Annotated in this window: 11 protein-coding genes; 3 read left to right on the top strand and 8 right to left on the bottom strand. The window is 34.7% G+C overall.

Annotated elements, in window-relative coordinates; translation table 11 throughout:
- The 4 genes from IQ237_RS02900 to IQ237_RS02885 all read right to left on the bottom strand — a co-directional run bounded on the left by IQ237_RS02900 (position 1) and on the right by IQ237_RS02885 (position 6,549).
- Positions 1-2,334 carry a PAS domain S-box protein gene (locus tag IQ237_RS02900; protein ID WP_194052079.1) on the bottom strand — a complete coding sequence of 778 codons (2,334 nt, stop codon included), beginning with the start codon at positions 2,332-2,334 and terminating at the stop codon, positions 1-3.
- Between the two features lie 5 nt (positions 2,335-2,339).
- Positions 2,340-2,792 carry a response regulator gene (locus tag IQ237_RS02895; protein ID WP_194052241.1) on the bottom strand — a complete coding sequence of 151 codons (453 nt, stop codon included), beginning with the start codon at positions 2,790-2,792 and terminating at the stop codon, positions 2,340-2,342.
- A gap of 159 nt (positions 2,793-2,951) precedes the next feature.
- On the bottom strand, positions 2,952-5,219 hold the full coding sequence (locus tag IQ237_RS02890) for an ATP-binding protein (protein ID WP_194052078.1): 2,268 nt from the start codon (positions 5,217-5,219) through the stop codon (positions 2,952-2,954).
- Positions 5,220-5,643: 424 nt separating this feature from the next.
- On the bottom strand, positions 5,644-6,549 hold the full coding sequence (locus IQ237_RS02885; protein ID WP_194052069.1) for a cation diffusion facilitator family transporter: 906 nt from the start codon (positions 6,547-6,549) through the stop codon (positions 5,644-5,646).
- Positions 6,550-6,807: 258 nt separating this feature from the next.
- On the opposite strand from IQ237_RS02885, the gene IQ237_RS02880 reads away from it, so the two are divergent.
- Positions 6,808-7,158 (top strand): hypothetical protein, encoded by a 351-nt coding sequence (locus IQ237_RS02880; RefSeq protein WP_194052068.1) that lies wholly within the window; start codon positions 6,808-6,810, stop codon positions 7,156-7,158.
- 395 nt (positions 7,159-7,553) lie between these two features.
- On the opposite strand, the gene IQ237_RS02875 is transcribed toward IQ237_RS02880, so the two are convergent.
- From IQ237_RS02875 to IQ237_RS02865, 3 genes are all read right to left on the bottom strand, one after another.
- Positions 7,554-7,790: a DUF4327 family protein gene (locus IQ237_RS02875; RefSeq protein WP_096568309.1), complete on the bottom strand. Its 237-nt coding sequence runs from the start codon at positions 7,788-7,790 to the stop codon at positions 7,554-7,556.
- Between the two features lie 927 nt (positions 7,791-8,717).
- Positions 8,718-9,116, bottom strand: coding sequence for a 30S ribosome-binding factor RbfA (gene rbfA / locus IQ237_RS02870; RefSeq protein WP_096568313.1), 399 nt, complete (start codon positions 9,114-9,116; stop codon positions 8,718-8,720).
- Between the two features lie 115 nt (positions 9,117-9,231).
- On the bottom strand, positions 9,232-9,438 hold the full coding sequence (locus tag IQ237_RS02865) for a DUF751 family protein (protein ID WP_096568315.1): 207 nt from the start codon (positions 9,436-9,438) through the stop codon (positions 9,232-9,234).
- A 174-nt stretch (positions 9,439-9,612) separates the two neighbouring features.
- On the opposite strand from IQ237_RS02865, the gene IQ237_RS02860 reads away from it, so the two are divergent.
- A complete protein-coding gene (locus tag IQ237_RS02860) occupies positions 9,613-10,461 on the top strand; it encodes a DNA adenine methylase (RefSeq protein WP_194052067.1) in 849 nt (282 codons plus the stop codon).
- 12 nt (positions 10,462-10,473) lie between these two features.
- On the opposite strand, the gene IQ237_RS02855 is transcribed toward IQ237_RS02860, so the two are convergent.
- Complete coding sequence (locus IQ237_RS02855; protein WP_194052066.1) at positions 10,474-10,791, bottom strand: hypothetical protein; 318 nt, start codon at positions 10,789-10,791, stop codon at positions 10,474-10,476.
- Between the two features lie 380 nt (positions 10,792-11,171).
- Between IQ237_RS02855 and IQ237_RS02850 the strand changes: the two genes are divergently transcribed.
- On the top strand, positions 11,172-12,620 hold the full coding sequence (locus tag IQ237_RS02850) for a hypothetical protein (RefSeq protein WP_194052065.1): 1,449 nt from the start codon (positions 11,172-11,174) through the stop codon (positions 12,618-12,620).
- Positions 12,621-12,669: the final 49 nt, after the last annotated feature.

The raw sequence follows: 12,669 nt of genomic DNA, 5'->3' as shown, positions 1-12,669 counted from the left end.
TCAGCCGTTAATGGGCAATTTAATGGTGAAAGTAGCGCCCTTATCCACACCAGGACTAGAGGCTTCAATTGTACCTCCGTGTAATTCTACTAAATGACGAGCGATCGCTAAACCTAGTCCTAAACCGCCTTTTTTATGATTGCGTTCACCTATGGTGGGGGATAGCCCATTGCATTGATGATAGCGTTCAAATACGAAGGGTAAAAACTCTGGACTAATACCAATTCCTGTATCACTAACCGTAATTTGAGTATATTTGAGTTTTGTGACTTGATCGTCAACCAGTGACAGTTTCACTTTCACCCTTCCCCCGGAAGGAGTGAATTTAATAGCATTGGCAATTAAATTACCCAAAACTTGCAGTAAGCGGTGAGCATCTCCCCTAATAGGTGGAATTGACTCAGCAATTACTGATTCTAGGAAAATATTTTCAGCTTTTGCAGTTGGATAAGCAGTTTCTATAGCTGTATTCACAATAGACACCAGATTAACTTGACTGACTTCAAGCTGTAGCTTGCCCCGTAGGATGCGGGAAATATTCAGCAAGTCTTCCAAAAGTTTGGCTTGGGAGTGAGCATTTCGTTCAATAATTTCTAAGGCACGATTGATGGTATGTGTATCTAAAGGCCGAGTTCGCAGTAAGTTTGCCCAACCTAAAATTGCATTGAGTGGCGATCGCAAATCATGGGATACCATCGCCACAAAGTCATCTTTTGCTTGGTTCGCTTGTTCAGCTTCCAGACGGGCAGCTTTTTCCATTTCTAAAAGCCGGACCCTTTCAGCCTCCAACTGCTTGCTATCTTCAATATCTGTACTTGTCCCAAACCACTTGACAACCTTTCCCCACTCATCCTTAATGGGTACTGCTCTCACTAAATACCAGCGATAAATGCCATCATATCTTCTCAAACGCTTTTCAAATTCATAAGGTTTCCCTGTTTGTAAAGCTGTTAACCATGCTTCCATCGCAATAGCAATATCATCTGGATGCACTATTTTAGTCCAGCCAGATCCTATCACTTGCTCAAGGGTTTGTCCTGTAAAATCTAGCCACCTTTGATTGACATGAACGCATTCACCCTGAGTATTCGCTATCCACACCAATTGAGGTATGGCATCAGATAAGTAACGGTATGATTGTTCACTTTGACGCAATGCCTCTTCAGTCTGTTTTTGTTGCGTTAAATCCAGAACAAAGCAGACACTATAGCCATTTTTTTCACCTTCTATCAAGGCAATTGCTAATAGCACTGGTATACGAGAACCATTTTTGTGAAAATACTGTTTTTCAAAGGGAGTACAAATTCCCAAAGTTTGTAGTTCTTGAATTTTTTGTTGGTCTAGATTTTTGTATTCTGAAGGTGTCATCATATCCCAACGAATACTGCCATTTGCCAATTCTTCACGGGTGTAGCCCAATATTTTTAGAAAGGCATCATTAGCTTCATAAATTTGCCCACCGATGTCACCAAAATAGATACCAACTATATTAGATTCCACAATTCTGCGGAATTTGGCTTCACTTTGCCGCAACCGTTCCTCTGCTTGTTTTTTTTCAGTTACATCTCGCCAAGAAACCACACAGCCATCTTTCATTTTGGCAATACGAAGATCAAAATATCTGGCTAATTTCTCCTGTTTAGATTTGCAGATAAATTGTTGTGATTCTTTCATTACAGGATTGCCTGTTTCTATAACTCGGCAATATTCATTAAATATACCGCTAGTTCGATAACCAGGGAGTATTTCACACAGTCTTTTATCTATTATTTCTTCTTTTGTGAGTCTGTGACATTCACAAGCTGCTGCATTTACATAATCAATGCGGAAATCAATTATTTCACCTATTTGATTACGAATAGCCGAATAAATGCCAAAGCAATCAATCATATTTTCTACAGAGGTACGAAAACGTTCTTCACTGCGTTGTAATTCCTGACTTAAATTAACGTTTTTAATAGCTGAATTGACGGTTGAACATAAGAGTTCTGCTGTTGTTTTACCTTTGACTAAATAATCTTGAACACCACTTTTTATAGCTTGCACAGCAACCGTTTCATTGCCATACCCTGTTAACATAATTACTGCTGGTATGTTGCCATGAGTTTGCTGTTTTAATTCCGTGATAAATTCTAATCCATCTAAGTCGGGTAACACAAAATCTAATAAAATTCCATCAGGTTGAAACTGCCGACATAAAGCTAATGCTTCCTGTCCCAATTCTTTCTCAAAAATTGTGTAGATATATTCCTGATCCTGCTGGAGATAACGACGATAAACTTGGCGATCTTCAGGGGAATCATCAACAATTAAAACAGTTCGTGGTTGCACCATAGTTATTAGTTAAAAGTTTCAGGAAGAATGACAATCTCTAGCCAGTAGGTTAAAAAAACTTGAATAGTTTTGATTAGTCTTTTGATATCTATAGGTTTTAAAATATAACTAGCAACCGAGTATTGGTAACATATATCAATATCCTTGGGATTAGAAGAAGTGGTGAATATAACGACAGGAATTTTTTTTAAATTTTCATCCTGTTTAATTTGTTGTAAAACTTCTCTACCATCAGTTCCCGGTAAATTCAGATCCAGTAAAATAATTGCTGGAGGGGGATAAGTTTGGATGTCACCATATATGCCATTATGATATAGGTAATCGAGGGCATCATCACCATCTGTACAACGAATTATCGGATTGATCAGTGCTTGTTGCTTGATAATTCTATAAAAGGCTTCAAAGTCTTCATCACTATCTTCAACAACTAGCAAAGGTTGGGTGTTTTTACCAATTATACATTTTGTTGAAGGTTGCTCCATAAAAAATATAAACCCGTAATTTTTCTGTTAAATCATGTTCGTTTGTTGCAGTTTCATATCTGTTAGGACGGGGAATAGTAAAATGTAAAATTCCTGATTTTTTACTCCTGACTCCTGACTTTTTACTTCTTACAGTTAAATTCCACTTCCTGCTAATGTGAAATAAAAGGTACTTCCTTCACCATAGCTTGACTCTACCCATATTTTACCACTATGCCGTTCCACAATTTTTTTAGCAATGGTGAGTCCTGCGCCTGTACCACCACCAAATTTGTTTGGTCCATGCAGTCTTTTAAAGATGCGAAAAATAGCATCAAAGTGTTTTTCTCGAATGCCAATACCGTTGTCTTTAACGTACAATATTAATGTTTCATTTCTATAAATATAACCTATTTCTATCCATTTTTCGGCTTTATCATTGTATTTTATGGCATTAGCAATCAAATTACTAAATACTTCACCTACTTGAATGCGATCGCAATATACTGTTGGTAAAGGTTGAGGAATGCGAATTTCTATTCCTGTCTCTTCTATGCGAGGACTCAACAAATCTAAAATCCGATGTATAACTTGATTGAGGTCTGTTTGCTGCATAGAAAGGTCTACCCTTCCTAAGCGGGAAAAATGTAATAATGAATCAATCAAATCTTCCATGCGCTGAGTTAAGCGCACTAAGGTTTGTAATTTAGCCCTACCATTTTCGTTGAGGATGTCACCATAATCTTCGATGAGGAAATTAGAGTAATTATGAATCCCGCGCAATGGTTCTTTTAAATCATGGGATGCAATATAAGCAAAAGCATCTAATTCGCTGTTACTGCGTTCTAATTCCATATTTAACTGGGCAAGTTCATCTACTTTCCGCAGTACCACACCAATAATAGCATTTCTCAAATCTAAAGCTGCATTTATTTCACAGGATTTCCAAGGAAGAGATTTTAAACGTACTGTTTCTTTCCACAAATCAAAGGATTTGCGGGGTGATAAACGCATATCTCCATTTTCATTTAATTCTACAGCTTTATGGGGATTTCCTCCCCAAGCTACTGTTTGCAAAACTTCTGGACGAAACCATAAAACATAGTTTTTCTGACTTTTGGCAATAGAAATTACTAACAAACCACTAGCTACATCTCGAAATTTTTCTGCTGCTGGATAAATTTTGGCTAACTCATTAGTGGCAAAAATTTCTTCATGCAGATTGTGATTTATCCATCTGATTAAATTTTGTATATCCAGTTGTTCAGGTGTGTTACCAATAGTAATATATTCACCATCAAAATAAACTGCTGCCCCGGTTGCGTTGACAAGTTCTAATAAATTAGGTTGATAATTAGTTAAACCTGCAATAAAATTTGTTTCTCTAGACATATATTCCACTAACTTGGAATGAATAGATTTCAACTGCAATTTATATTCAGTATCTTCACTATCCTCTTTTGCACCCAATTCTATAGATGTTATATGTCCTAAAAATTCACACGCATTGCGAATTTCATAAGGTATATATTTAGGTGATTGATGATGACAAGCAATTAATCCCCACAGGGTTTGATTTTTGATGATAGAAATTGACATTGATGCTGTTACACCCATATTTTTCATATATTCAATATGTATGGGTGAAACACTCCTTAGCACTGCATTACTTAAATCTAAAGGTTGTTCTGTTAATGGGTTATTGGTAGGAATAATTGCTGCTGATTGATAGTTGACATCTGGTATGAGTCTGAGCCAATTTTGAGTGTAGAGTTTTCTAGCTTGTTGGGGAATATCTGTAGCTGGATAGTGCAAATCTAAATAAGCAGTTAAATTCTCTAGTTTCGCTTCTGCAATTACTCTACCATTCCAATTCTCATCAAAGCGATAAACCATCACTCTGTCAAACCCAGTAATTCTTCGTACTTCTTGAGCAAGTATTTGGCTCAAATGGGTGACATTTGTTGCATTCTTGAGTTGAGAAATGGTTAACTTGATTAAAGGATAAAAATTGAAAAATTTATGGCTTTTTTCTAATAAATTTGGTTCTAATTCTAAAATGATGATTCCTTGGCAACGATAAATAATTACATCAAAATCTACTAATTTATTACCTACTTGGATGCTAAATTCAAGGAAATTACTAAACTGTAAATTTTCCTGTCCTAAACAATCTGATAACAAATGAATTTGCTCATTGTCCAGTAGTTTATCCAACGTTTGATTTAGTAATTCATGGGGGTGCATTCCCAGCAGCTTAAATGTATTATCACTAATTTGGACAATAGTTAATTCTGGTTCTTTTAAAGCTAAAAGCACTCCATGAGATTGAATACAACCAGGTATATGTATGGGTTCTCTGTCACAACTTGTTAAGTCTACTTGTAAATTACTAATGATATTGTTCTGATTTATTTGATTCATAATTTATGATTATACTTACTGATAATTATGGAAAAATCAATGTATAAATTGTCTACACACAGAGGACGTAATAAAATACATTGGTAGAGAATTTAGGAATTTATTTTTTTTACACAATTTTCTACAATTTTTGTTTATGGAAAATCTATCGAACCATATTAATATTATACCGATGTGAGGATAGCCAAAGAAGTTATTTGCAAAGATTTCTTTCCATTCCCAACACCAATGTAGAAATTATCGCCAACATAGTCACATTTTCTAAGTGTTAATTCGGTAATTAGAACGAATGAAAATATCCTGAAAATGAAAATATTTTATCGAAAAAATCGAGTCTAAAACTTCGCCTTTCAAGGCAAAAATTTTTTGTTTTTGGAGCAGGGTTTAAATCTCTGTACAATAAGCCTCCTGCCCCCTGCCTTCGTTAAGTTGCTCCATTTTCAAAGGTAATACTTTCAGATTTGTATGCTGGTGGTTCAACATGAATTAAAATTCTCACTGGACTAAAGCGTTGTTGTAGTTGACTTTCTACTTCTTCGGTAATATGATGAGCAGTTTCTACATCTGGTGCATCTACTATTAAGTGCATTTCTATAAAAACTTGACGACCCAAAACACCACGAGAAGCGATATCATGGCAATTAATTACTCCAGGAACAGAAATTGCGATCGCATGAATAGCTTCAGGAGCGATCGCTATCTGATCCACTAACCAAGGTAAATTCTCTTTTAAAACTGACCATCCACTCCAAAATACTAACAAAGCTACGGGAAAAGCTAACACCACATCTAACCATTGAAAATTTAACCACCAAATTCCTATTAACCCCCCCAACACAGAAATAGTCACCCACACATCACTCATGGTATGTGTAGCATCAGCAATTAAAATTGAACTACCTACCCGCCTACCAACATTACGTTCATAGAACGCCACAAATATATTTACTCCTAATACAATTAGCAATAACCACAACTCAGAACCTGATATTTTCACAGGTGAACCACCTTTAATAATTCTCTCAATAGCTCCTTGGAGAATTTCAAAACAAGCTATACCTAAAAACGCCGCTATTCCTAAAGCTCCCACAGCTTCAAATTTATGATGTCCGTAGGGATGCTCTCGATCTGGACGGGGGGAAGAAAATTTACTAGCAACTAATCCTAAAACGTTATTGGCGCTATCTGTCACACTATGCAATGCGTCAGCCAACAAACTTAGAGAACCTGTTGAGTACCCCACAAATGCTTTGAGTCCCATTACAAATAAATTGAGGAGCAGAGTAATAATTAAAACCTTTTTAACTTCCGCACGGTTATCGTAAGTCATAGCACATTGATCACATCACGATCTATAATTTCTACTTTAAGACCTAAAGCAAAAATAAACACAAATAAAATGTATCAAAGTCTTACGCAGTAACGAATATTCTTATCCATAAACTCTCAATTTTTCGCCCAATTATTGAGATTTATTTTAAATAAAGTCAGCTAACCCAAATACCCATAAAAAAATTGTTAATTGTCAATTGTCAATTTTCAATTGATAATATATGTAATTACTAAGAAGTTTTAATCAAAAAGCCCTATGTCTTCTAACCCTTTAACATTAAATCTAGGAGATGGTTCTATATCTTTCAGTTTCTCACCCGCAGCAGCAAGAGAATTAAAAGCAGCAATAGATCAATTAATGCTCAGTCTCAAAGCTGTTGCAGCTAAACCTACACCTGGTAGTAAAGTTACTCCCCAGCCTCCTTTAGAGTATCGCTACACAGGAGAGGTATTTTTAGAAGTTTTTTGTAATCCCAATATCTGGCCTACCCCCTTTGCAGCAAAAGTGCTGTTAACAGTTCGTAATGTTGGTATTCGCTTAACCACAGAAGCTGAACTCACTCGCATGATTGAGGATATTAACCAGTATTTAGAACAGGTGGGATAGGTGATTGGTGATTGGTGATTGGTGATTGGGGAAGAAAATTTTAGATTTTAGATTTTAGATTTTAGATTGGAGTTGACAAAAACAATCCAAAATCCAAAATCCAAAATCCAAAATCCAAAATCCAAAATACATAACTCCTGCCTCCTGACAAAAAATATACTTGCCCAAAGTCATAAACTCTGGACAAGTATAAATAAAATAATGACTACTTATTCAAAATCACGATGGGGAGGCTCAGGCCATCGTCAATATCGCTCACTGGAAAAGTAGTATAAATTCAGACTTTAATTGTTCTGTGTTCATAGTTGAGAATAGATGATGGACAGGGAAATATTTCCTGTTAAATCCACACATCAAAAATCAACACCCGATTTAAAACCAACCTTTGATTCTAATTAGTCGTTTTCCCATTCTTCACGACCAATTAAATCCCCAATGCGATCGCGCAATAAAAAGTCACACTTCTCCAATTCATATTCAACACAAACCCACTCTCTAGCAGGGATGTATTGGCAGAGTGTATATATTGGCTGTTGACGGCTCACCATTCCCTTCTGCACCAGTTGGCGTGCTTCGTCCTGGATTACGTCGAGAGAGTAGTAATTGATAGAAGGCACCGTATTCACACTCATTGTTTTTACTCACAAATTTACATTTAGATAGTATTCCCGATTTTCATCAGGAAAGAAAATGGCAATAATTTAGACCTGTGGCTAGGTTTTGTAGTTTGCTATACGGAACTATTATCATTTTGACGCTATACACCTATAAATTATCTAAAGAAATGTTAAGTTTGTCAAGGAAGCACAACACTAATATTAACTCCATTTCCAATTGTGCATCCCAACATTTAAAATTTGGCTGATTGGTAATGCCTTGCAGCTACTATTAACAGGTTCACACTTTAATATCTATATACCTATGGTTACAATTTAATCTAGTATTTTCTAATATTATGTATCAAAAAATTATTATTGAGATTCCCAATAATCACTTTTAGCCCTTGTAAAGCCTTTTCTAGCTACAGCGTCATGGATTTTTACCAAAAAATATACCTGGTATCTTGTGCCGGAAATTGGTTATGTTTTGTACTTTTTTATACGTTATACCATACAAGTGCGACCAATAGATTTGCAAAATTTAGATACATCAGGCTATTGCCAATCCAACATCTAAAAATTTGAAATCTGATCACAATGGCTAAGTTACACCACTAAATTTTATAGCCAGCATTTGTTAACAATTTTTTAAACATTTTTTAAACATTTTTAAACTGTGCTGCTTTCTATTTGTGACTCTTCGTAATCAGTGATATAAAATTTAATTAACCAATAATTCATCATATCATTCCATTAAGTATTTTTAATAAGTATTTTTAAGTTTCTTATTTTTAATTACATCAACATACAGCAGATTGCACATCCATGATGTACAAACGGAACAACCAAAACCCAAGCCGCAAGGATGTTTTACCTCCTGCCTTCTGCTATAATTAAACGTAAAATAGATGATAGATCCCCGATTTTTTAAAGAAGTCGGGGATCTGGATATTAAGTTAACTATTGGGAAAAATCTTCCTCATCTTCTGCAATGCTTTCTGTTTGACGCTCCTGCTGAAGTTGGTTTAATAAACTCAGCACTTTAGTACCACGTTCAAGAGAGCGATCCTCAACAAAGATCACTTCTGGAGTACGACGCAGCCTTACTCTAGCACCTAGTTCACTACGGACATAACCAGTTGCTGATTTTAAACCCTCCATTGTTTCAGCTTTAGCTTCCTGGGTCCCATAAATACTGACGAAAATTTTAGCGTGTTGCAAGTCACCGGAAACATCTACATCGGTGACACTCACCATTCCTGTACCCACACGATCATCTTTAATACCGTTGAGCAACATTTGGCTAACTTCCCGTTTAATTAATTCAGCAACGCGGGAAACGCGGCGATTTGTAGCCATATAAATTCCGCCTTCTCACAGAGGTTTTACGATATGATATAGATGCAACTTCAGGATAATAGCTGTGAAACTTACAGCAATTGTCCTGATGTTTAAACCCTATGCAGGTTTTAGTTTAGATTGTACTCAAACCCAGCATCGCCCGGAGAGTCAAAGTTACGAAAAAGAACCCTCCTACTAATAAACCAAGCACTGCTATTAGAGTACCTGGGCGTTTTAAAAAAGGCATCAATGGCTGAAAGGTATTCAGCAAAAGACCTAATACGATAGTAACCAAGTACCGGGGGTAGCGAAATACGTTATCCCAAAATCCATCAAACATTTGAATATAGACTGCCTTGTTATAAACTATAGTTTGTTTTCAGGTGCTTATTTAACTTAATTGTAGTCTATAGGGTTGAAAATTGCTCAATTCATATAAAATAAATAATTGGTAATGGGTAATTGGTAATTGGTAATTGGTAATTTTAATAGAAATATAGAAATATAAATATATATGATTAGTAAAGTTTCTCAAACAACTTACCCGCGTCCTTTTTTAAAGTGGGCGGGAGGTAAAGGTAGGTTGATTTCTCAATATCAAAAATATTTTCCCACAAATTATCAGAATTATTATGAACCCTTTTTAGGTGGAGGGGCGGTTTTTTTTCATCTCCAAGCACAAAACATATTTTCCCAAGCTGTTTTAACTGATATTAATGCTGATTTAATTACTACTTATCGCTGTGTTAGAGATCATGTTGATGAGTTAATTGAACTTCTACAAAAACACAAGGAAAAACATACTAAATATCATGGAGATTATTATTATAAAATACGTTCTAATTCGCAAGGAACAGATTTACAGAAAGCAGCTAGGTTTATTTACCTGAATAAAACCTGTTTTAATGGTTTATATCGGGTCAATTCTCAAGGTAAATTTAACGTACCTTTAGGTAGATATAAAAATCCTGGTATTTGTCAAGAAGATGTTTTAAGACTTGCATCAAAAGCACTTGCTACAGTAGACATTGAAAACGCAGATTTTACCACAGTTTTGAATTATGCTACTAGCAGTGATGATTTTGTGTTTTTTGATCCTCCCTATCAACCTCTGAGTGAAACCAGTAATTTTACAGCTTATAGTAAATATTTATTTGGGGAAAAACAGCAGCAACAATTAAGAGATGTATTTGCAGAATTAGCTAACCGGGGTGTTAAGGTAATGTTAGCAAATTCAGATTGTGATTTTATTCGTGATCTTTATCGTCGGTTTAATATTCATGCAATTTCCGCTGCCAGATCCATTAATTCTAATGCTAATAACCGGGGTAATATTAGTGAGGTTTTAGTGACTTCTTATTAGAGGATGTCTGAATCAGACAAAAAAGATTGGAAGTAAGTATTCAGATATAGCAATTTTTGATATCCAGATCCCTAAATAATATTGTTGATTTTCTGCGATATAATCTACAAAATCAGGAATTTGTTGATGAGCTTGCAACTTTTGTAAAATTTCTTTCTCATCATTAAACTTGCTTTGAGCGATCGCTATTTCCTCTGGTTTATTACTAGAAAATGTCAATTGTTTAACCGCGTAGTTTTGTCCATACTGATCCACTGCTAAATAAGTTGTCCCAAAATTACCACTTCCTAAAATTTTGAGCAGTTGATATTTTCCACCGACATTATTCATATAGCACCACCATCACACAGATGATCCCCTTCTTCATCTTCAGCATGAGCAAATATTAAGAAATTTTACTTAATCTATAATATACCAAATATGCTATGATGGGTGAAATTTACCTTGGTTGATTTATTAAGTATTTTTACGTTAATGATTCAGGGGTAAGATCGCCGACTTCTGTTAATAAACCATAATTTCTTGTCACGATTAAATAAAAAATTCGGGTATCTGACAGGGAATTTTTCAAAAAGTCAAAATACAGCATATTTCATACCAGTGAGGTACAAACTCAAATCATAAAACCCTTGTGGAACAGGCATCCTGCCTATTAACCTTGTACCTCATTTACCTCGAAACTGCTGTAAAATTAATCAAACAGGAAAATTATGAACAATAAAATTCGCAATGCTATATTAAGTTTAGGCGTGGTATTTATTCTCATTTATGCTTTCATCCCATCCAGTAGACAATATTTTTCATATTTCGTAGTGTTGGGATTTGCAATATTAACTATTTATTTGACATGGGATGGTTATGACATCAGAAAAAAATTACAAAATCAATTTCAACCATCTTTAAAACAAGGAATTGCAAATGCAATTATAGATGTTTATAATCGTCATCAAACAAAATATGAACAAATTAATAAAGCAGCTTTAATAGACAGTGTGACAAATTCTCACTTAAAAGACTGGGAAAAAAATAAACGTTATTATCAATCTTTGCCAAATTTCCTCTTATCAATTGGATTATTTGGTACTTTTTTAGGAATTACTTTAAATTTGTTATTAATTAGCGGTAATCTAGGAGGTGAAGTAGACATACAAACAATTTTACCAAATATTGTTAACTCAATGGGTGTAGCTTTTGGTAGTAGTTTATTTGCATTAGCTTGTAGTATTTTTTTAGTAAAATTTTACCCCGTATCAGAATTAGAAATAGAAAAAGAAAATTTAATCATCTCCCTAGAACATTACATTGATAATGAATTTTTGCTAAACATTCAAAATACCAGCAAAATAGATCAGTTAATTACATCTATTGATAACTACTCTGATAGCTTAAAAAGTTTCCTTTTAGGTTTAGATCAAAACACCAAAAAATTTGCAACTGCTATCACAGAAGCTACAGATAAAATTAACACCTCAGCAAACAACTTTCAAACTATTGTTAATCAATCTTCCCAAACCATGCAAACGGGAGCAAATGTTTTAAGTAATGCGACTAACAAAATAGCCACATTAAGCACAAAATTTTCCGATATTTCCTCATCCTTACTCACATCATCAAAATCATTTGAAAAATCTATATCTTCCCTAGAAAAATATGGAGATAGTTTAGAAAATCTCAGTGATAGCTTAATCAATAACTCCCAAGAAATCCAAAAATTATCTCAAACTAATAAAGATAATATGAAAAGTCTCAGTAACACATTAATTAGTAATTCTAACGATGTCAAAAACCTCATACAAAATAATCAACAAAATCTCACTAACGTTACAGATAGTCTCTTGCAAAATGTTAACAGTATTTCCACCTCTACCGAAACATTTAATAATCATGTTAACCAAATTGTCACATCTTTAAATCAACATAGTTTTCAAGTAGGAGAATATAATACAAACCTCCAACAATTAGCAGGATTAATCAACAATGCAACCCAATCATCTAACAATAATATACCCCAATTAGCAGCCATGTTAGGAAATCAAGTTAATCAACTACAAACTACCGCAAACCAACTCAATCAAAATTCCCAAATGTTGCAACAAATTAATAGTAACCTATCTGTATTATTAACCAACTTCCAACAATTTCAACAATCACAAAATTAAAATATGATCATGTATGATGTGTAGGAGTTTAGCATTGCTAAACCCCTAC

It is taken from the genome of Sphaerospermopsis sp. LEGE 08334, assembly GCF_015207205.1.
GTDB lineage: Bacteria > Cyanobacteriota > Cyanobacteriia > Cyanobacteriales > Nostocaceae > Sphaerospermopsis.
Note: the sequence above shows the minus strand (reverse complement) of the source record. Positions and strands in the feature narration are given on the sequence as shown.

Bases quoted from the DNA above. Each gene is read 5' to 3' on its own strand.
- IQ237_RS02880 (WP_194052068.1), top strand. From the start codon at position 6,808: ATGTCTTCTAACCCTTTAACATTAAATCTAGGAGATGGTTCTATATCT.
- IQ237_RS02855 (WP_194052066.1), bottom strand. From the start codon at position 10,791: ATGAATAATGTCGGTGGAAAATATCAACTGCTCAAAATTTTAGGAAGT.
- IQ237_RS02875 (WP_096568309.1), bottom strand. From the start codon at position 7,790: ATGAGTGTGAATACGGTGCCTTCTATCAATTACTACTCTCTCGACGTA.
- rbfA (WP_096568313.1), bottom strand. From the start codon at position 9,116: ATGGCTACAAATCGCCGCGTTTCCCGCGTTGCTGAATTAATTAAACGG.
- IQ237_RS02885 (WP_194052069.1), bottom strand. From the start codon at position 6,549: ATGACTTACGATAACCGTGCGGAAGTTAAAAAGGTTTTAATTATTACT.
- IQ237_RS02865 (WP_096568315.1), bottom strand. From the start codon at position 9,438: ATGTTTGATGGATTTTGGGATAACGTATTTCGCTACCCCCGGTACTTG.
- IQ237_RS02890 (WP_194052078.1), bottom strand. From the start codon at position 5,219: ATGAATCAAATAAATCAGAACAATATCATTAGTAATTTACAAGTAGAC.
- IQ237_RS02900 (WP_194052079.1), bottom strand. From the start codon at position 2,334: ATGGTGCAACCACGAACTGTTTTAATTGTTGATGATTCCCCTGAAGAT.
- IQ237_RS02860 (WP_194052067.1), top strand. From the start codon at position 9,613: ATGATTAGTAAAGTTTCTCAAACAACTTACCCGCGTCCTTTTTTAAAG.
- IQ237_RS02850 (WP_194052065.1), top strand. From the start codon at position 11,172: ATGAACAATAAAATTCGCAATGCTATATTAAGTTTAGGCGTGGTATTT.